The 21,344-nt window shown below is 56.1% G+C and carries 15 protein-coding genes; 7 read left to right on the plus strand and 8 right to left on the minus strand.

The window, feature by feature from the left end; all coding sequences use genetic code 11:
• Positions 1-4 precede the first annotated feature (4 nt).
• Entirely contained in the window at positions 5-1,606 is a 1,602-nt protein-coding gene (locus RB_RS27500) for a DUF5060 domain-containing protein (protein WP_164922627.1), read from the minus strand.
• Between the two features lie 321 nt (positions 1,607-1,927).
• Here RB_RS27500 and acuI point away from each other — a divergent pair, with 321 nt between their 5' ends.
• Complete coding sequence (gene acuI, locus RB_RS27505; protein ID WP_011124125.1) at positions 1,928-2,908, plus strand: acrylyl-CoA reductase (NADPH); 981 nt, start codon at positions 1,928-1,930, stop codon at positions 2,906-2,908.
• Between the two features lie 147 nt (positions 2,909-3,055).
• Here the strand turns inward: acuI and gluQRS are convergent, their stop codons facing one another.
• Positions 3,056-4,042, minus strand: a complete 987-nt coding sequence (gluQRS, locus tag RB_RS27510; protein ID WP_164922628.1) for a tRNA glutamyl-Q(34) synthetase GluQRS — start codon at positions 4,040-4,042, stop codon at positions 3,056-3,058.
• The gene (gene asnS, locus RB_RS27515; protein ID WP_007337912.1) at positions 4,042-5,430 is read right to left on the minus strand and encodes an asparagine--tRNA ligase; all 1,389 of its coding nucleotides are present in this window, start codon (positions 5,428-5,430) and stop codon (positions 4,042-4,044) included. Before asnS ends, gluQRS begins: the two co-directional genes overlap by 1 nt.
• A gap of 157 nt (positions 5,431-5,587) precedes the next feature.
• Between asnS and acs the strand changes: the two genes are divergently transcribed.
• On the plus strand, positions 5,588-7,603 hold the full coding sequence (acs, locus tag RB_RS27520; protein WP_011124127.1) for an acetate--CoA ligase: 2,016 nt from the start codon (positions 5,588-5,590) through the stop codon (positions 7,601-7,603).
• A 71-nt stretch (positions 7,604-7,674) separates the two neighbouring features.
• The gene (locus RB_RS27525) at positions 7,675-9,990 is read left to right on the plus strand and encodes a serine/threonine protein kinase (RefSeq protein ID WP_164922629.1); all 2,316 of its coding nucleotides are present in this window, start codon (positions 7,675-7,677) and stop codon (positions 9,988-9,990) included.
• A 131-nt stretch (positions 9,991-10,121) separates the two neighbouring features.
• Here the strand turns inward: RB_RS27525 and RB_RS27530 are convergent, their stop codons facing one another.
• From RB_RS27530 to RB_RS27550, 5 genes are all read right to left on the minus strand, one after another.
• Positions 10,122-10,841, minus strand: coding sequence for a hypothetical protein (locus RB_RS27530; protein WP_011124129.1), 720 nt, complete (start codon positions 10,839-10,841; stop codon positions 10,122-10,124).
• A 235-nt stretch (positions 10,842-11,076) separates the two neighbouring features.
• Positions 11,077-12,102 carry a D-alanine--D-alanine ligase family protein gene (locus tag RB_RS27535; RefSeq protein ID WP_007327978.1) on the minus strand — a complete coding sequence of 342 codons (1,026 nt, stop codon included), beginning with the start codon at positions 12,100-12,102 and terminating at the stop codon, positions 11,077-11,079.
• 57 nt (positions 12,103-12,159) lie between these two features.
• Positions 12,160-13,221, minus strand: a complete 1,062-nt coding sequence (locus tag RB_RS27540) for a putative zinc-binding metallopeptidase (protein ID WP_011124130.1) — start codon at positions 13,219-13,221, stop codon at positions 12,160-12,162.
• Positions 13,222-13,352: 131 nt separating this feature from the next.
• The gene (locus RB_RS27545; protein ID WP_011124131.1) at positions 13,353-14,072 is read right to left on the minus strand and encodes a zinc ribbon domain-containing protein; all 720 of its coding nucleotides are present in this window, start codon (positions 14,070-14,072) and stop codon (positions 13,353-13,355) included.
• A gap of 58 nt (positions 14,073-14,130) precedes the next feature.
• On the minus strand, positions 14,131-15,585 hold the full coding sequence (locus tag RB_RS27550) for a hypothetical protein (protein WP_164923076.1): 1,455 nt from the start codon (positions 15,583-15,585) through the stop codon (positions 14,131-14,133).
• 317 nt (positions 15,586-15,902) lie between these two features.
• On the opposite strand from RB_RS27550, the gene RB_RS27560 reads away from it, so the two are divergent.
• From RB_RS27560 to RB_RS27575, 4 genes are read left to right on the plus strand one after another with little or no spacing between them, the layout of a single operon-like run.
• A complete protein-coding gene (locus RB_RS27560) occupies positions 15,903-17,519 on the plus strand; it encodes a hypothetical protein (protein ID WP_011124134.1) in 1,617 nt (538 codons plus the stop codon).
• The gene (locus tag RB_RS27565; protein WP_011124135.1) at positions 17,512-18,159 is read left to right on the plus strand and encodes a hypothetical protein; all 648 of its coding nucleotides are present in this window, start codon (positions 17,512-17,514) and stop codon (positions 18,157-18,159) included. Before RB_RS27560 ends, RB_RS27565 begins: the two co-directional genes overlap by 8 nt.
• 48 nt (positions 18,160-18,207) lie before the next feature.
• Complete coding sequence (locus RB_RS27570) at positions 18,208-20,676, plus strand: type II secretion system protein GspD (protein ID WP_011124136.1); 2,469 nt, start codon at positions 18,208-18,210, stop codon at positions 20,674-20,676.
• On the plus strand, positions 20,676-21,221 hold the full coding sequence (locus RB_RS27575; protein WP_164922631.1) for a hypothetical protein: 546 nt from the start codon (positions 20,676-20,678) through the stop codon (positions 21,219-21,221). Before RB_RS27570 ends, RB_RS27575 begins: the two co-directional genes overlap by 1 nt.
• Positions 21,222-21,344 lie beyond the last annotated feature (123 nt).

Consider the following 21,344-nt stretch of genomic DNA (forward strand, 5'->3'; position numbering starts at 1 on the left):
GGCTTCACTGGTTCGGGTCGGGATGATCCAGAATGAGGATGCGGAATCCATCTTCGCCAGGCACCTTCACGGCGGGCCACTGGTCAATCTTCTGCTGGGTCGTTTCACTGAACGTGCCGTCGAAGGGATTGAACCAAGTCAAACTCATCGTTTGACCACGGACTTCGCTGGGCAGTCGCAATCCCAAGAAATCGTTTTCTTTGGGGACGTAATAGAGAATTTGTCCCTTGCCATTGTGGAGGCTGAAGCCGGCGTTGCTGTGTTTGTCACCGGCGATCAGATTGCCGAGGTCGTACTTTTCGACCAGGGTTTGCAGGTGGCGGTAGTAGTCCAGTCGCGGACGGTCTTCGGGGGCGAGTTCGGTGACGTCAGGAACGATCACGTTCCATGCAGCGCCTTGCCAATAATGGGTTGGGAACGTGCCGGCAAAAACACACTGGTAGGCTCGTTCCAGGCAGACCTCCGGTGAGGTGTAGTTGCCGTTGAAGACCACGTACGGGCCTTTCTCGTAGCCGCCATGTTCGATGTTGAGGATTGGTTTGCCAGGGATGTTTTTGCAGACGTCACGCATCACGTGGTACAGCTCGGATTGCCAAAGCTGGACCGAAACAAAATCGATCTTGTCAGCGAAGCGTCGGCAATAACTGTAATCATGCACGGTGATCAAACGTTTGTAGGCATCCAAATCCCGCAAACGTTCGATGCGGCCGTGGATGTAGTTGACATCGTTGTGGCCATACCCGAGAGCTTCTTTGGAGATGTCCCAGATCAGGTTCGGGTAGGCTTGGTAGCGACGGACGACGTAATCGAAGTAGCGGTTGTCGGCCACTGAGTTGGCTTCCGGCCAGTTCACACGTTTGTTCCAAACGTAGACCATCAGGTGAGCGGCGATGCCCTTTTGATCAAGGTATTCGATCACGCGATCGAGGCGTTGAAAGTACTCGATGTTGAGTTTCGAATGATCGGGTGATTCGTTGTCGCCAGCGAAAGGATAGACCTTGGGGCTGCCGTATTCGTACTTGGCGTCCAGGCGATCGGCTTTGGCCCATTTGACGTCGTAGGCGAACACGTTCAGGACGACTTGGTTGAATCCATTTTCTGCCAGCGTGTCGACGAACTTTCGGGTCTTGGGGATGTCGTCCGCGTTCTCAGCGTCGAGTGCGAACAACCAATCGCATTCGAAGGCGATCGGGAAATAGCGATCGCCGTTTTGAAATCGAAACTGACGATCGTTGTTTGGATCCAGCTCGATTCCGCCGCGAAGCTGATCAGTGGCAGGCGACACGGTCAGTTTGCCCGATTGATTGTTCAGTTCGTGGGTGGTCGAAGTCGTCGTGTAGTTCCATTGACCGGACACGGACGGAGTGAAGCGGATGCAATAGGTTCGGTCGCCGTCGTAGAAACCGGGGGCTGTGATGGAATGGCCGGCTTCGCTGGTGAAGGTCGCTGAGAACGGTGTGTCGACCGGATTGTCTGACAACGTTTCGACTTGGAATCGAAGCTCGCTAACCTTCCACTGTTGTGGCGTTTCTTCCGCTCCAGCCGCGGTGTGTCCGAACCACAAATAGCCGATGAGAAAACACTGGAGCAGAATTGGCTGACGCATGAGATTGATCAGAGCGAGGAAGGAGTGGGGAGGGAGAGGCAGCGCATCGTATTCCAGCTCGCAGGACGCTTCCATTTTGGATGGCCGAGGAATTTCAAAAACAGCGTGTTTTGCAGTGCGAATCGCGTTAGCGATGCAGGGGGGCTCTATGGAGCAAGCTTGGCGAATGCTGCATCGTTTCGAGGCGACTGGCGCGTGTGCCGGCGGATCGTCAGCTTGCTTCATCCACTGGTTGCATCGAGCGGAATCACGGCGGATGTTGGTGAACAAAATGCATTGTGAAAACCTCTGACCAATCCCCACAATTTAGGAAGCAAACAGATGAAAGGCGTCTTGGTCGAAAAGGACGACTCGGGTATTCGAGCTGAACTACGAGAACTCGATGAGCAGCAATTGCCCGAGGGCAACGTCACCATTCGGGTGCACTGGTCGAGCTTCAACTACAAAGACGTGCTGGCGATCACGGGAAAGATGCCGGTGATTCGATCGTTCCCGATGGTGCCCGGAATCGATTTGGCTGGAGTGGTCGAATCGAGCGACGACGAACGCTATCAAGTCGGTCAAGAGGTTTTGGTAACGGGCTACGGAATCGGTGAGGCTCACTGGGGCGGGTACGCGGAATTGGCTCGTGTGCCCGGCGATTGGTTGGTGCCATTGCCTGAGGGTTTGACGCTGCGTCAATCAATGGCGATCGGGACGGCCGGTTTCACTGCGATGTTGTGTGTGATGGCGTTGGAACGTGGCGGTGTCACGCCTGAGCAAGGCCCGGTCTTGGTGACGGGGGCTGGCGGAGGCGTCGGTAGCGTCGCGATCGGTTTGCTCTCCAAGCTGGGGTACGAAGTCGCAGCCGTTTCGGGACGTCCGGAAGCTGAGGACTATTTGAAAGAACTTGGTGCCCGTGAAGTCTTGCCGCGATCCGATTTTTCAGAGCCCGGCAAACCGCTGGGCAAAGAGCGTTGGGCGGGGGCGGTGGATGTGGTCGGCAGTCACACGCTTGCAAACATTTGTGCGTCCACCCAATACGACGGCGTTGTGACCGCGTGCGGGTTGGCTGGTGGAATGGAATTTCCCGCCACTGTGGCTCCGTTCATTCTGCGAGGCGTGACGTTGGTTGGAATCGACAGTGTTCAGTGCAAGCAACCTCGACGCTCGGAAGCTTGGCAGCGATTGGTTGAAGATTTGGACCTGGCGAAATTGGAAACGATGACCAACGAGATTCAACTGGACGATGTGATCAAGACGGCGAAGAATTGGGGGCAGAGTGATCACCGTGGACGAGTTGTGGTGTCGGTTCAGGGTTAGTTGGTCGCCGACAAAATAAGCCGAACGGCGTTAGCCGCGGTTTTCACCATTACAAAACCGCTTGGGCAGCATCGGGGGTCGACGGACTTGGAAGTCCATCGTACGGGGGCAATGTGAGTTGATCGTGGAAGATGCTCTGGTGTTTCGTCAGTCCGTTGTGGAGCCGAAGTCGTCGACGACGGTTGGTTGGCGATGGATGCGAACCCAGTCGAATCGATCGATCATTTGCTGGTGGATTTGATCGAGCGTCCTTTCTGAAAGCGCGGCATCCGAATCGGGGCACAGTCCCGAACTCTTCGCTGCCCAGCGGACAATTGTTTCGGGCGGCATGCCTTGTTCACGAAAGTGCGAGAGGCGTGTGTCGCCGTGACGCTTGGCGAGTCGACGTCCGTCGGTACCCGTGACCAGTGGCACATGCGCGTGGCTGGGTGGCGAATGTCCCAGGGCTTCGTAGAGTTGCAGTTGCCGGAAGGTGCTGAGAATCAAGTCATCACCGCGGACCACTTCCGTGACTCCCGCATCAATGTCATCGACGACGACCGCCAGTTGATACGCTGCCAAACAGTCTGCTGCTGATTCGGCTTTTCTCGTGATGGGAAAGTCACCGATGTCTTGGATGGGATTGCAAGCGACTTCGCCGTGAACTCGATCGAAGAAACGATCGGGTGTCGCTTGCATTCGAAAGCGAAAGCAGAACGGTTTGTCTTCGGGCAGCGGATCGCCGTTCTTCCAGCTTGCACAGGTGCCAGGGTAGACGGGCGCATCGGGTGTCCATCCGGACGCTTCGCTTTCGTGGGGCGCGGAGGCGGCGGCTTCGATGTCACGCCGCGTGCAACTGCATGGGTACACGCGATCGGCGTCCATCAATTGGTTGCGTGCTTCGTCGTACAGCGGCGAACGTTCGGTTTGAACGATCGGATCACCGTCCCAGTCCATGCCGAGCCATCTCAGATCCGTGATGGCTTGTTCGGTCGCCCAAGGTTTGATCCGAGGCGAATCGATGTCCTCGATTCGCAAGATCAAACGAGCGTTTTGTGCTCGTGCACTCCAGTACGCGATCAGAAACGTTCTCGCGTTGCCAAGATGTTGTGCCCCCGTCGGGGAAGGTGCCAAGCGGCAAACGGCACTGGACATCAAAATTCGGCGTTGCCCGGTGTGCGTGGGAACGGGATCACGTCGCGAATGTTGGCCATGCCGGTGACGTACTGGACGGCTCGTTCCAGTCCCAACCCGAATCCCGCGTGGGGCACGGTGCCGTAGCGACGCAGGTCGACGTACCACCAGTATTCGGATTCGTCCAAGCCGCCTTCGGCCATGCGGCGTTGCAGCACATCGAGGCGTTCTTCACGTTGCGACCCGCCAATGATTTCGCCGACGCCGGGGACCAACACGTCCATCGCGGCGACCGTTTTGCCGTCGTCACTGACTCGCATATAGAACGGTTTGATCGAGGATGGGTAGTCAGTCAGGATGACTGGGCCGCCAACGACGCTGGTCAAGTAGCGTTCGTGTTCGGCTTGCAGATCCGTGCCCCAGTTGACTGGGTATTCGAACTTTTCATCGCAAGCGAGCAATCGCTCGACCGCGTCGGTGTAGGTCATGTGTTCGAACGGTTTTTCGATCACGGATTTCAGTTGATCGATTTTTCCTTTTTCGATCCGCTCGTTGAAGAAATCCATGTCTTCACCGCAATGCGAGAGGCAGTCCGAGAAGACTCGTTTGAGGAATCTTTCCGCCAATTGCATGTTGTCGTTGAGGTCGTAGAACGCGGCTTCGGGTTCAACCATCCAAAACTCGGCCAGGTGCCGCGACGTGTTGCTGTTTTCGGCCCGGAAAGTCGGCCCGAAGGTGTAAACACGAGACAGCGCCGTCGCATAGGTTTCGGCTTCCAATTGACCGCTGACGGTCAGATGGGTTGGTTTCTGGAAGAAATCCTGTTTGGTGTCGAAGGGGCGATTCGAACCCGCCAATTTTTCGAGGTTCAGCGTCGTGACGCGGAACATTTCACCGGCACCTTCGCAGTCACTGGCCGTGATGATCGGTGTGTGCAGGTAGTTGAAGCCTTCGTCGTCGAAGAAGCGGTGAATGGATTGGCTGATCCGGTTGCGAACTCGCATCACCGCACCCAGCGTGTTGGTGCGGGCACGCAGGTGCGACCATTCGCGAAGTTTTTCGAACGAGTGTCGTTTCTTTTGCAGCGGGTAAGTTTCTCCATCGCACCAGCCGATGACGCGAACGGAGCTGGCGTGAAGTTCGGTGGACTGACCTTTGGCGGGGGACTCAACTAGTTCGCCTTGAACAACGACGCTGCATCCGGCCGTCAATTTTTGAATTTCTTCGGCATAGTTTTCCAGCTCTGCCGGGGCGACCACTTGCAGGTTGCCCAGTGACGTGCCGTCGTTGACTTCTAGGAAGCTGAAACCGCCTTTGCTGTCACGTCGTGTTCGAATCCACCCGCGAATTTCGACTGGGCGAGGCAACTCAGTGCTGGTGCGGCAGGCGTCAATCGTGGTCCAGTCCATGGGAGCAATCATCGAGCGTTGAAGGGAAGCAAAAGGATGAACTGTGTATCGTAGCGAATTGGTTCTGGATCGCCTCCACCACAACGGAAGCGATTCCCATTAAGCTAAGGGCTGACGTGTTTCCCTCCCCGCTCCTCGATTGCCCCCATCCTGACCCATGCCCACCGCGTCCGCGTCTGAATCCAGTTCCAACCAACCCGAATCCTCAAATGCGTCGGGATCAATCGATCACGTGTTGGTGGAAGACCGTCTGTTTCACCCGTCGGCCGAGTTTACGTCCAAGGCGGTGATCTCGACGGAAGAACAGTACGAAAAGCTGGCCACCGCAGCTCGCGAAAATCCAGATGAGTTCTGGCGGGCGGAGGCTCTGGAACATCTGCATTGGTTCGAACCGTTTGGCACCGTATGCGATTGGCAGCCGCCTCACGCGAAATGGTTTGTGAACGGCAAAACCAACGCGTGCTACAACAGCGTCGACGCTCACGTGGCAGCCGGTCGTGGTGATCGGACCGCGATTATTTGGGAAGGCGAACCGGTCGAAGACGGTCAGCCACGCGACCAGCGGACGTTGACGTATGCCGAATTGCAAACCGAAGTCGCCAAGTGTGCCGAAGGATTGACGCAGTTGGGCATTGGTGTCGGCGACGTCGTGAGCATCTACATGCCGATGACACCTGAACTCGCCGTCGCGATGCTGGCGTGTGCTCGAATCGGTGCGATTCACTCGGTGATTTTCGCGGGATTCAGCGCAGAATCGATTGCGGAGCGGAACAATGACGCATCGGCCAAGTTGGTCATCACTTCCGACGGTCTGTATCGCCGCGGCAAAGTGCTGCCGTTGAAAGCGACCGTGGACGAAGCACTCGAAAAGTCACCAACGGTTGAAAAGTGCTTGGTGCTTCGCCGAACCGGGGATGATGCACCGATGCAGGAAGGTCGCGACGTTTGGTGGCATGATGTCGTTGAAAACCAACCTGGCGAGATGGCGGCCAAGCCACTCGACAGTGAAACGCCGTTGTTCATCCTCTACACCTCCGGCAGCACCGGCAAACCAAAGGGCATTCTGCACACCACCGCGGGATACAACTTGTGGGCTAAACGGACCTTTGAGTGGGTGTTCGATCATCGCGAAGGCGATGTTTATTGGTGCACGGCAGATTGCGGTTGGATCACCGGTCACAGCTATGTTGTGTACGGACCTTTGTCGGCTGGCGCGACGTGTTTGATGTACGAAGGGGCGCCGAACTTCCCCGCCGAAGATCGTTTTTGGGACATCGTCGAGCGTCACAAGGTCAGCATTCTTTACACCGCTCCGACCGCCGTTCGAGCGTTCATCAAATGGGGCGACGAACATGTCGACAAGCATGATTTGTCGAGTCTGCGATTGCTAGGAAGTGTCGGCGAAGGCATCAATCCAGAAGCTTGGATGTGGTACCACAAAAAGATCGGTGGCGAGAAATGTCCGATCGTCGACACGTGGTGGCAAACCGAAACGGGCGGCATCATGATGAGTCCCCTGCCAGGGATCACGCCTACGAAACCGGGATCTTGCACCCGTCCATTGCCTGGCGTGGTGCCCAGCATTGTCGACGAACTTGGCAACTCGGTGGACAGTGAGCACGGCGGAAAACTTTGTATTTCGCAACCCTGGCCCGGAATGTTACGTGGGATCTACGGCGATGAAGAACGCTTCGTTGAACAGTATTGGTCTGACGTGCCGGACAAGTATCTGACGGGTGACAACGCTCGCTGCGATACCGATGGCTATTACTGGATCATGGGACGCATCGACGATGTGATCAATGTTTCCGGCCACCGCTTGAGCACGATCGAGGTGGAGTCCGCGTTGGTTTCTCACCCCGATGTATGCGAAGCCGCCGTTGTGGGACGTCCGCATGATTTGAAGGGACAAGCCATCGCGGCATTTGTCACTTCCAATGACCGCGGGCACGACGACGAATTCCGAAACGAGTTGAAGCAGCACGTGCGAAAGCAGATCGGCGCGTTGGCTCAGCCCGATGACATTCGCTTCACGGCGGCGCTTCCCAAGACCCGAAGTGGCAAAATCATGCGGCGATTGCTGCGAGATGTTGCCGCGGGACGCGAATTGGTGGGCGACACATCGACGCTGGAAGACCTTTCCTCGCTCGCGAAACTGCGTGAGGAAGACTAGAGTGGTGGGTTCCCGACCCCTAGTTCTTTGATCTGTTGAGATCGGTTCCCCGGCGAACCGATGCATGCTCCATGCCAGGTGACCCGCAACGTGCCGACACGCCCAATTCGATTGGCAAGTCGTCGATCGATCGGCACGCGGATGATCGCTTGGCCAACAGAATGAGCCACCCGCAAACGATCGGAGTCGATGGGCTGTTTCCCGTTCTCGATCCGGATGACGTGTCTGGCGGACTTTCCAACACTGGTTTGCGGCATTCGATGCGGCCCGTTCCCTGGTTCACGCGGCGGCGTGTGGCGACAGGAATCTCCGTCCTGGTGGTTTTGGTGACCGCCTGCATGGCGGGGGCAATTTTGGCGTCCGCGATTCAACGTGCGACCGAGAACTTGGTTGCTCATTCATTGCAGTCTGTTTTGGCGGCCAACGTGCACTCGTTGGAGATGATGTTTTCTGATCTGCAACGCGAATCAGAACGTTACTCTCGGGACGAACGAGTCCGACAACTCAGTTTGCAGTTGTTGCGTGGTGACGACCAACCGACTCCGTATGAACGTGAATCGATTCAGCACGAACTTCGCGCGATGATTCCCGAATTGATTGGGACGGTTCCGTGGTTGATCATGAATCGCGACGGACTCGTCTTGGGCAGCAGTCGTGATTCGATCATCGGTTTGAAGGTCGAGTATTCGAAACTCAATCACGAGCGGTTGATCGGCGGAAAATCGACCCTGGCAATGCCACAACGTATCAGCGGCACTGAAAACGAGACCGTGATCATGGTGTCGATGACACCCTTGATGGACCGCAACCAATGCTTCGGCGCGTTTGGTTGGGTGATGGAAGCCGACGATCGATTCAGCGATTTGTTGAAGATCACGCAGTCGGGCGAAACGGATGAGTCGTACGCGATTGATGGTCGTGGCCGGATGCTGTCGACCAGTCGTTTTGAGATTCAGTTGGCCGAGAAGGGATTTCCCGAACACAGCGTGCTGAACTATCAGATGCGTGATCCGGGGTCCGATATTTTGGCCAATGAAGTGATCGCGATTCCATCGCAGGAGTTGCCTCTGACTCGGATGGCCGACCAGGCGATTCGCCGTGCGGACGGAATGGAGTTGGAAGGGTATCGCAACTATCGCGGTGCGATGGTGGTTGGAGCGTGGAAGTGGTTGCCGGATTTCGACATGGCCGTCGCGACCGAGATCGACGTTGCCGAAGCGTATCAACCGGCAACCATTCTTCGCCGCGTCCTCATTGCGACTCTCGCCGGTGTTGTGACTTTATCCGGAATTGCGCTGAGTTTGATCGCGTATTCGCGACACCGTGCAATTCGCAAACAACGGATGGCGGAAGAAGAAAGCGATGGTCGCCGAATTGGCCAATATCGGATTTTGGAATTGCTGGGCGTCGGTGGAATGGGATCGGTCTATCGCGGACAGCATGAATACTTGCGTCGCGACGTCGCGATCAAGGTGCTGGAGGGCGAGCGATTGTCAACACGATCGGTCGCACGGTTTCATCGCGAAGTTCAATTGACGTCGACGCTGAGACATCCCAACACAATCGCAATTTATGACTTTGGTCAGTGCAGTGCGGCAACCGGCGAATCGCAAGTCGGCAATTCGCGACTCGGCGAGGAAGTGGATCCCGAAGAAACGTTCTACTATGTGATGGAATACATCGATGGCGTCTCGCTTCAGCAATTGATTGACTACTACGGGCCTCAAACGCCTGAGCGTACCGTGCACTTTTTGTTGCAGATTTGCGGGTCGATCTCGGAAGCCCACAGCACTGGTTTGATTCACCGGGATATCAAGCCGGCCAACATCTTGGTCAGTGCCCACGGTGGTCTTTGGGACCACATCAAGGTGCTGGACTTTGGGTTGGTCAAAGACATCGGTGGTGACTCGAATCTGACGCTTCAAGAAGGTGTGACGCGTGCTGATTCGATGACGGGAACACCGCTTTACATGGCGCCCGAAACCATTCGAGATCCCGCGGCCGCTTCACCTCGTGCAGACATCTATTCGATCGGGTCAGTCGGATACGCGTTGTTGACGGGGCGCCCGATCTTCGAAGGCGACTCGGTGATCGATCTGTGTTTGAAACAGCTCGAGCAAAACCCACCACGTCCGGAGGATCGGTTGCAACAGCGATTGCCGGCGGCATTGCAAGACATCTTGATGCGGTGCTTGGATCGTTCCGCATCGAAGCGATTTCAAACGGTTGCCGAGTGCACCGCTGCACTGGAGTCCTTGCCAGAAGCGGGGCGATGGACCCAGGCTAAATCGGTCGAATGGTGGGCCAACGAATTTGACCAGGCCGCTCGAACGCAACCAGGCCAGACCAAGAACCCAACCGTTGACGATGCCGCGCTGACGAGATGACCGGTTCGTGGTGAAGACGATTCGTCAGCGTTCATTGCCAAAGCGGTTGTTGCCGCTTTGGGATCATGCCGACGGACTTGGAAGTCCATCGTACGGGGAAGAAGTGCGTCAAATGCCTGGGCTGGGCCCGATCAGGCGGCTCGGCGAGTGGCGCGAAGCGTCGTTGAGTTCGACGCAGTGGATTGCCATTTGCCATTGGTTTGACGCAGGATCATCGTGTCGGCGTACGAGACCTTGCTCAGCACGCTATCGAGTTCCGCCAACGTTTCGGCATCAAGTGATGGATCGAGAATGATCGCGTCCATCATGCCCAAGCGATGCAACACCGTCACGACGCCGCGAGCGGCGGTTTCGGGAACGATGGAAGGACGAATCGCGAGTCCCGCCAATTGGCCGTGGAAGTCACGCAGTTTGACTGTGCCGCCAACCATCTCGAATTGATCGATCACGGCATACTTGAGTGCCGGATTGGTTTCGGCCAATGCGTGCACGACCGCCGGCGTTCTCGATCCGTCGCCGACACCAATTTCTAAGATGCTGGATGGCTGCAGCTTGGTTAGTCTTTTGACCAACGCATCGTGCTCGCCTCGCGACAGCATCGACAAAACGCCGCGTGCCGGTGCGGCCGGTTTGGCTTTCGCAACGGGTGCAGGAACGCTCGTCTGCGGCGCGACGGCTGGTTTGGAAGCAGCCACCGTCGCCTTCGCGGCGGGTTTGCCGGCCGATTTCTTTCGAGCAACAGGCTCGGGTTGGGTAACACCCGGCGACGTGGTCGCAGGGGCAGCCTCGGGAGTCACCTTTGATTGAGGAGTGACTCCACGCAGCGAATTCCACAGCTTCTTCAAAGGCATTGCCTGAGACCCTTCCTAGCTTGGCTCGTCTGGCGACGTGCGTTGGCGGTGACCGATCCATCCAATGGTTCCCATCGGAACAATTGGCACCGAAATTCATCACCACAAACGAGAGTCTGGTTAGGCAAGATTGGAAAGAATCGCCGGGGATTTATTCATCGCCAGTTCGGCGATGGATGGGTTGCCTCGGGGCGATTCTTGATGAACGCATTGCCCATGGATTGAGCTGAGAAGCTCACCCCATCCAAGCGGCTCGGTAGCTCAATCCAAGGTTGAGAATGCGTTGAATCAACGATTCGTAGGGAATCCCGGCGGCTTCGGCAGATTCAGCGAAGTCTTCCCCGTATTCGATGTTGGGGTTCGCATTGGCTTCGATCACGTAAACTTCGCCCGTGGCAGTCATCCGCAAATCCATGCGAGCGTAGCCACTCATGTGAAGCGCTCGGTACACCCGTTTGCAAAGCTTGGCGATGTGCTTTTGCTGGACCTCGGTCAAACCTTCGGCGGCATGACAGGTGATGTCGTGTTTTTCTTGGTATTTGCGGTCCCATTTGACTCGGCTGGTCGCGATTCGAGCCGACTCATCGGGCATTTTGCCAAAGTCCATTTCCCAAGCGGGAAAGGTCACCAATCGAGTGTTGCCCATCACGCCGACATACAATTCGCGACCCTCGATGTATTGCTCGACAATCACGTCGCCGCCCGTCTTCTCGTGCAAGAAGGTGACTCGTTCGGCGAGTGCTTCGTCGTTGTGAACGATCGAGGCTTGAGCGATACCGAACGAAGCGTCCTCGATGGTTGATTTGACAAACAACGGGAATTCGAGTTTTTTCGGACGACGCACCGCGCGGCCATTCGGAAAAACTGCGAAACGCGGCGTGGCGATTCGGTGATACATCAGCAGTTTTTTCGACAACGCCTTGTCTTTGCTGAGCATCAATCCCCGCGGGTTGCATCCGCTGTAGGGTTGCTGCATCAATTCGAGATAGCTGATCACCGCGAAATCGTAGGTGACCACACCGTAGAACTCTTCCAGCAACATGTAGGTGATGTTGGGTTGAAAGTTCTGCAGGGCCGCACGAATGGGAGCCAGGTCATCAAAGATCCCCAGCGGTAGAACCTCATGCCCGAGTCCGCGAAGGGTTTCACAGACATCATATTCCGCCTTCCACGGGTCAGATTCTTTGTCGGTGAATCCTTCCAGGGTATCCGGTGGAACGTTGCCTTCTCGGACCAAAACCAGCACACGCAATTTGCTCATGACTGGTTGCCTCCACGGTGGACGCCAACGGATGTCGCACGTCGCCCGTTCGTTGCTTTAGACCGCTGCACGATGGCCTCCTTCGTGAAGGAAGTTGGTCGTGCGGACGGCGACCAGGATCATGGCATCGCGTTTGGTTTCTTCCGGGGAAGCACCCAGGCGAAGCTGCAATTCGCGACAACGTTCGATCATTTCCTGGATGACCTGATCGATCGTGTAAGCGTATTCGCCGGTCCATTTGGCGACTGATCCACGCAACTCCGTGCGGATGCGGCTGAGGAAGGCGGCCGCGGTAACGTTGCGGCGGTGGGCGTCATCGGAAGAGAACAATCGACGCAGATCGTTGTCGTAGACGCTGGGTAGATCCAGCCCGTAATGCTGGCGTTTGCGTTCGTAGTGCGTTCGCAGTGTCTTGCGAATGCGACTGATTGGATCCAGGGTCGCTCGGCATTGCACGCGAGGCTTTTTGCCCTGAAGCGACGTCATGAGTTCGTTCACCATCTTCAACTTCTCGATCGCTGGCCAATCTTTGTAGCGAGTTCGCCAACGCGAACCGGGCCGCAACCAAACCGCGAATGTTTCGGCGAAATCCTCCAGCGGGTGGACTTGAGCGTACCACATGTCGAGGTGCAAAACGTAGTCGCGGCTGGACGGCTTGGGCTGATAGTATTCTGGGTAAGGCAGCGAGGTTTTGCCGAATGTGTTGCGATAGATCGCCTTGCGTCGCAATCGAAACGCGGTATCGATTGCATGACCGGCTTCGTGCCGCAAAATCTTCATGCACCATTCGTGAGTGCCACCTTCGACCTCCAGCAACTGCTTTCGTTCCAGTCGCATGAGCCGGGGATGTGCCAAATAAAACGGAATGGCGATCCCAGGGATTTCATCGGGTGAAAACCAATCTTCACTTAACCAACAGTGCGGAGTGAATCGCAGATCGCGGTCGGCGAGCTCGGCATTGAGTTGCTCGATGCGCTTCTTCAGCGGCGAATTCGCAATCGTGACACCCAGGTCACACATCCGAAGATCGAGCAATTGCTCGTCGGAGAGAGAATCGAGATCCGGTTTGCGTTTGGCCATCAATCCGTGGTGCTGAGAATCCGTTGAGGGAGTGGCCACCCAGGAACGTTCCGCCGAAACGTTTTCCTGATGACGTTCTGTCGATCCACGCTCAGTGTATTCACGGTCTTTTAAGATGCGAGTTCAAAGAGGCGTGAAAGACAAGTCGTGAAACACGAGCGGTGCGATTGTCAGTTGCCTTTGCTCTTGCCCTTCCAACCGCGACTGCGTTCTTCAGGATAGAGTCGCTCGCCATTGCGACGGGCATGACTCCGCGGGCTCGGGTCCCAGTTTTTCGCGTCGCCTTCGGCGGTGATCAACGCGATGTCGTCCATCGAAATATCGTGTAAAGCCGCCAATTGACGCATCGAGTTGTCATGAATGGCTTGCTGGCTTTTTTCCAGTGACGAACGCATTGAATTGCCATCGGGAACCAGCAGCGGGGCCTCGACGGTGGTTCGTGCCGAGTCGCGAATTTGGTCGTAGATCGCACGACGCGTGTTTTCAGGAACGCTTGCGATCGGCAGCGCCGCAAGTTCCTCTTCGCTGAGCACGACGAGGACGGGCTTGTCGTCTTCCGCAGATGCCACGTCGGATGTCAGTGCATCGCCGGTGTCCGATGACGCGGAAGAATCAGATCCGCCCATGAACATGACTGCCAGCACGCCGATCATCCCGAAAACCAAAATTCCGACTAGGACCCCGGCGAGCAGTGGCACATTGATGTCACCAGCCGGCGAAGAAGACTTTTTCTTCCGCGATTTCGCCGTTGTCGCCTGCGGTTCCGCCACGGCTTGAGCCGACTCCACACTGAAAACATGGCCGCACGATGGGCATCGAGCGGTCACCACCGACGGCGGAACACTGGCGGTCGTTTTGCACTGCGGGCAGCGGACGGAACGATTGCTCATGGGCGAGTTGCGCTGTTGTTTGGCGAGATAGAAAGAGGCGAGGCTGGTTGATGGCGACTTACCGAGTGGGTAGCAGCGAAGCGGACAAGGAGCCCACCATCGGCAGCATTTGCTCAAAGCGTTGTTGGATTGAATCTGCTCGGCGACCGGTCAACCCATGCGAATCAATGTGACCGATCTCGTCGGAAAGCGATTCCCAAACCTCTGCCAACTCCGCCGCGGTGCGTTGCAATCGATCCAGCGGCTGACGTCGATCCAGGTCCTCGTGCAGCTTTTTGGCGAGCTCATACAACCGGTCGGTTCCGCGAAGCACGTCGCGTTCATACGAATCGGGAGTCAGGTAGCGGGCGTATCGTTTCAGGTCGGCTCGGAAGTATTCGGCGGAGCCTTCCAAAGACGCGGCGTCGGACATCAACGTTTGCCGCGTTCGAGGTGACAACTCACCTTGATTCGAACCGCCACCGGGAAATCCAGTGCCTGGATAGATGGGACCGGGGAAACCGGGCGAAGGATAGCCGGGACCAGGAAGCGGCGTTGGACGAGGTGGCGGAGGCATCCACAACAACGCATAGGTTTGGTCACCGCATTGGGCGATTCGAGCAAGTCGACGATCCAGAACCGGATCGCGAAGTGTTGCCAGTTCGCTCGCGTAGGCTTGCCAACGTGCGACAAAATCTGTGAAGCGGCTGACAATCTCGTCGTACTGAACTGATTCGACCCGGTCGGCTTCCTCCAAGATGACCTCCCGCAGCAACCGGCCTCGATGAACCAAGTCACGGGCTTGATCGGATGGAACACGAGCGGTCTCGACATCGTCGAGCAACGCTTGCATATAAGTCGCGGCAATGATCATCTGATCGTGCAAACCATGGCGATCGAATTGAGGTTCAATCTTCATCAAACGCGAAAGTTTGCGGCCGGTTTGATCACAGTTGGCGACGATGGAACGCAGCCTATCGGATCGATTGGGAACCGATCGAACTTGAAACGAAAGCTCTCGCCAACGTTGATCCAAACTGCGATACGAATCGCGAAGCGGCGAAAGCGAATTGGCGCCATCGCATTGATGCAGCACCGTGCGTGCGAGTGCTTGGACTTGATAGGTCTCCGGCAACAACGCGCGGATACCCGCGTCACGCCGTGACAGATCCTGCAGTTCGTCCTTGAGCGATGCCAGTTCGCGGTCCATTTGAATCAGCAGTTCGGCGAATTGCCCGACCTCTCGCGAATTTGTGCGGATCGTTTGAGGTCGATCAGGACGCCGATCGTCGCGAGGTCGGTCCGGTTGGATCGGTGGACGACTGCCTGGAACCGGCGGACCGAGCGGACCTGCGGGAAAATCACCGGGACGTGGTGCTGGCACAGGCGGCCGACCGCCACGATCCGTTTCTCGTTTAGAAAGTTCGTCTTGCAGCTTCTTTTCCGCGATCGAACGAAACAGGCTTTCTAAAAACGATCCGTTTTGTGCGACGGCGGTTGGCGCGGTCAACAAACTCAACGCCATTCCCGCCATTAGCATCGCGATGATGCCGACGCGCGAGTGACGTGAAGAGACAGATCGATGGCGAGACGCAGACTCGCGAAGAAGAGAAGTGAGCATGTGGGGCCCGCCTGTTTACCGGTCATAGATGTGCTCGGCGTTGTCTGGAGGACGCTCGCCGAGCAATTGGATTGATTGATGCCATCGTAACAGTTTGCCAACACGGCGCCGTCGTTCCGTTTGGTATTGCCGCCAAGATCTAGGCAGCCCACCAAAGGTGGGTGGAATCTTTCTACCTGGTCGGGTTTTGACCTCAGAAGCAAAGGGAAGAATGCCGTTGCCACGAGCATATGAATCGCTCTGCAACCAAAATGAACGAACGTTCCCCTCGGTGGCCACTTGGTCGCTCGTCGTTCGCATCGACGGTCGAGCGCAGCGTGGCGTTGCGAATCGAAGACGACCGGTTGTTGCTTGCGATTGCGAACAAGTCGACCGATGCGGTTCAATTGAACGAACCGGCGGATGAGATGATCGTCGATCAGGTTCGATGCTCGGATCCAAACGGTTGGATCAACAGTGGGCGCTGGACTGAAATGGTCGAAGCGTTGACCACGTTGAAGCAGCGCCATCAAATTGGTGATGCACCCGTTGCTGTGTCGCTGAGTGGTGACTTCTGTGTCACTCGCATTTCCGTGGGAACGGTCGAAGACGTTGATCGCGACTTGTCTGCGTTAGCGGGACGCATCCCTCGTTATTTGCAATTGGGACCAGGCGGTAAAGTCACCGGTCACACTCGCGAGACGATCGGGCCGGGGATGGAGCATGCGTTGACGGCGGTTGGCAACCGAGTGCGTCTGCAGAATCTCTATGAAGTCTTCCGCATGTGCGACATCGAGATCGCTTGGGTGGAACCTTCGCTGGTCAGTCTGTCTCGGTTGATCGGTTGGCTGGGGCTGGACCGACACGCACCTGTGTTGATCGCCGATTCGTTTGGTCGATCGTGGGAAGTTGGAATCTCGTTCGAAGGACGCTTGCTGTTGGACTACCGTCCGGCGGCGGCCCGAGACGGCAGTGAATTCGCGGATGTGATCGATCACCACTTGGAACGTTTGCAACGTTTTTGCCAGCGTCACCGCGGGATGTCAGACCACCAGTTGGATCAATTGTTTGTCGGCGGCGGTCCCGACAAAGTGATGCCGGTCGTCAAGCGTTTTGCCAACGATTCAAAACTGTCCGTTTCGGCGATCACTCTGGACTCCGCACCGTGGAAGATTGATCGTTACAAGTCGACCGCCATTGAAGGTGCTGACGAAATCTTCTGCGAAGTTCCGATTCCTGAAAGCGATACGGTAGCCATCGCGGCGGCTGTGTTGCCGTTGATCGCCAATCCGGAATTGCCCAAGCCTGACTTGTTGCAAGAGATCCGACGTGATCGTGGCAAGTCGTTTGTGCGGCGAGTGGTCGGAACGTTCTGGCCCGCCGCGGCGGCCGTGGTTCTGTTGTCGTTGGGATTCACGATGGTCGCCAATGAACGATCGCGAGCGGAACGACAACGTCAACAACGCGACTTCGTCGAAACACAGATGCGTCAGACGCAGGTGCGAATGTCAGGCGTGCAAGAAATGCGAGAGTTTGTCACTCATTTGCAGACCATCGAATCCAAAACGTTCACACCGCATGTGAATCAGATCGTCACGCAAATGGCGCAGTGTTTGCCAGCTCAAACTCGATTGCGATCCATGGTGTTGGATGCCGAGCACCAAATCCACTTGGAAGGTTGGACGGCGCAAGAGAACGATATCTACGACGTGATCAGTTACGTCCGTCGTGTGCCAGAGATCAACCAAGTCGCTTTGTTGGGTACCAACGCCAGCGCGGATGACGACGGTTTGGTTTTCCAGATTCGATTGGGCATGCGTCCGGATCGTCCAGAGTTGCAAACGGGAAAGGCCAGTTCCCATGAATAAACCGAATGACCGGCTAACCCGGGTGATCGTCGCCGCTGGAAGTTTCCTTGTGTTGATAGTGATCGGAAAACCACTGGTCGATGAATACAGCGAGCTACGTGCGGGACATCGAGAATTATCGAAGCTCGAAGAAGAGTTCGATATGTTGCAATCCCGCGATGTGCGATTGCAGAGAATCGAAACGACGTTGAAGGACGAACGCAAACAGTTGTTGGAACGTTCGACCACTCCGGACAAAATTCAGCAAGTTCGTGACACGGTGATTGGCATCGTTCGGCAAAGCAGTGCTACGTTGCGAAGTTTGGAAATTGAAGACGGACAACGTCGACGGTGGGCATTTCAAAACGATGATCCACACAGTCGACGATTGCCCGAGATGGACGAAGAGTCAGACTTCGAGTTGCATTCGCACTCGTTGACACTGGTCGCTGATGGGACATTGGATGCGATCATGGAAGTGATGAAGAAAATCAAGAACCAGCAATGGTTGATGACGGTTGAGACTTTGGGATTGGAGCCTGCAGGATCAAGCGAGAAATGGATTGGGTTGGAACTGCGAATCACGCTGTATGGACTGCAGCGTTCGGTTCGTGAGGATGATGATCTGGTCGCCGCGATTGAATCGACGCGACTGAAGTGATCCGACGCCAAGTCGTGTCACTGACTTTTCACCAATAGGAATCAACGCATGGCCAAGGAAGGCTCCGCGTCACTAGCTGAACGCGTCATAACCACTCCGAGCGATTCGCTCGTGAGTCCGATGACGTCGCGTCGTTCGAAAGCTCGGCGTGCGCTCGCTGCCATGATTCAATCCGCTACGTTCGGAGTGGGGGTGTCGTTGGCATTGTTTGTGACGACGTGGAGCGGTTCCTCTGTGGTTGCTGCAGAATCGAACACAGTTTCAAGCGACTCGCAGAGCATCACGGTTGATTCAAAGCCAGGCGAAGTCGAAACCAAGGCTGCCGCGGGAGCATCGTTGGCGGTCGGGCCCGAGTCACAAGTTCAATTGGACGGACCTCCGCTTTCCATCGACGAAGTGCTTTCACAGCGGGGAAGCATCACGTTCCGCAAAACATCGCTTCAAGAAGTGGTGTTTTTGCTGTCGGATCTTTGGAACATCAACATCGTCGCGGGCGAGAAGATCACCGGGAACGTATCCGGCGTTTTCAAAGAAGCTCCGCTTCGAGATGTCTTGTCCGCGATCCTGACTTCTTCCGGCTATGGTTACATCGCGGCGGGAAACAGTTTGGTTGTGTTGCCGCTGGACGAAGTTGGGACGGGAAGCCCCGATTTCGAATCGCGAACGCTGCAGTTTCGAGCGGCCGACGAGGCGGAGATGAGTTCGACAATCGCAGCGGCTCAGTTGTTGTTGTCCGACCGCGGACGCATTCAACCGATCGGTCGTGGCGCGATTTTGGTGGTCGACAGCAAAGACAACATCGATCGCGTTCAGCAAATGTTGATCGCCATGCTACCAGAAGCCACCCTGCAAAGCACCAGCAATCCTTCGGATGGCACGTCGCCCGGTTTTCAGCGACCGGCGTCACCAAACGTCTATGACGCGATGGCGACCGAGATCATCTACCTGACACCTCAATTCACCGAAGCCTCGGAAATGAGAGAGTCGCTCGAAGGTGCGCTGGGAGAAGGCACGATCGTGTCCGTCTACGAAGCTGAGAATCGCATTCTGATCAAAGGCAATCGAGCTCAGTTGGAGTTGGCATCGCAGGCGTTCAAACAACTTGATGTCCCACGTGCTCAGGTGCGCATCACGGCGTTGATTTATGACGTCAGCTTGGAAGAGCTCGAAGAGTTGGGCGTGAACTGGGGACGCGGGTTCCGTTTGGACACAACCGATGAATCGGCTCTCGCTGACTTGGCGGGCAACGTTGAGAAAGCGGTGACTTTCGGAACGCTTGGTTCGGGCGGGGCGAGTTCGTTTGGCATTCGCACCTTGACGGATACGTTCGACACAAGTGTCTTGCTTCGAGCGTTGGACAGCAGCGATGAAGCAAAGTTGTTGGCTGACCCTTCGATCACCGCAATCGATCGTCGCGAAGCCTCGATCAAAATCGTTCAGCAAATTCCGATCGTCGCTGCATCACCGGCGGAAGGCAGCAACGTCGTTTTCGCTCAAGTCGAATTCAAAGACGCCGGGATCATCCTGAAGGTGACACCGCGGATCAGCAACGACAACACCATCGAATTGCAGGTTCAACCCGAATACAGCGTTAAGGTTGGCGAGATTGAAAACAATCCGGTGATCGATAGTCGGACGGCAGAGACCACAGTTCGGGTCGCCAACGGCCATATGTTCACGCTGGGTGGTTTGCGTCAGAAACGGATCATCGAGGGCACCAGTGGTGTGCCATACCTCCGTGATCTGAAGTACGTCGGGAAGTTGTTTCGAAGCCACTCGACCGAAGTCCGCGAAAGCGAACTGATCGTGTTTTTAAAACCCGAGATCATCTCGCCTTATGACCATGGCAACGAACGTTCACGACAAGCAATGTGTGTTGCAAACCGGCAACTTGATGAGATCCCTTACGCGTCGGTTTGTCCGCAAACTCCTTATTGCTACGACAAAAATTGTCCCAATCACCATCCAAGGCCTCGGGTCAACGGCGGCACCGACGAGTTGCAAATGCTGGGTGGCGAAGGCATCGCACCGATGGAATTGTCGTTTCCCGGTTTGGTGAATCCCGCCCCGGTGGTTCCAGGCCAAATTTCGCCGTTGTATGAATCGGAACGAGTGATCTCGGATTCAATCATGCTCGATTCTGAGCCAATGATGCTGGAAACTCCAACCCCAATTCCCAACGGCTCATCCAGCGTGTTGCCGGCTCCGATGCTGAACCACAGTTCTCGGGCAATGGAAGGGCGACTCTCCAGTCCAAGCCAATCCAGTGCGATCGTGAATGCGTCCAGTCTTCGAAGTCAGGGGACTCCGCAGGTTCAGCCTCGGTTGCGAAGCGAATCGGTTTCGGCAATCCCAGCATCATCCAGGATGATGCCCGCAAAGGTGGAAACATTTCGATCGCTCATCAACGAACCTTTGCGAGCCGACCTGCTGTCCAATGACGTCTCGTCCCATCGAGATGCGGAAGAATTCGCGGGTTACCCGCCGGTCTATGTTCGCAAGATGGAGCAACCGTGATGTCCGAACAACGTTTGACAAGACGGACGCGAAATCACGGCAACAAAACCATGTCGAAGGGTGTCAGCAAATCGACAACGACTCGGTTGAAGTGGACTGCCGCGTTCGTGTTGCTGTTCGTGAAAGTAGTGGTGCTGCCAGGTTGCGGCGTGGACCCAGAGTCGATTGAGACGATTCGCCGTGTTGCGATGCAGGACCGGAAGACTCAATCCGATTTGAACATCGGTGGCGGCGAAGATGGATCCGTGGCGGTGAGTTCACCAAGAGTTTTCGAACCACCTTTTCCGGATCGCAGGGATCCGTTTCACATTGACCAAGCGGCCCCGTCGACGGTGACGCGTCCCACGAAAGCCTCTGAGTACTTGGTGCTCGGATTCGCGGATGTGGGGAAAACGCGCGCGATCATCCGCTTTGGCGACGAGACCCAATTTGTTTCCAAGGGCGACACGATCGGTGACGCCGAGGTGCTGGATGTCATTCCGCCCCGCGTTCGTTTGAGGAATGGCAGTTTCATTTGGGAGGCCAGCATGTTCCAGTCGCCATAAGTTTTTTTATCGAGCATTCTCTGGTGTCACGACCTTGGCCCGCATGAAGCAATTCATGCGGGCCATTTTTTGTTTACGGGACTCATGCTGACAAATTTTGCTGTGATTCAAAATCTTGGATGC

Origin of the sequence: Rhodopirellula baltica SH 1, assembly GCF_000196115.1 — a bacterium.
Lineage (GTDB): Bacteria > Planctomycetota > Planctomycetia > Pirellulales > Pirellulaceae > Rhodopirellula > Rhodopirellula baltica.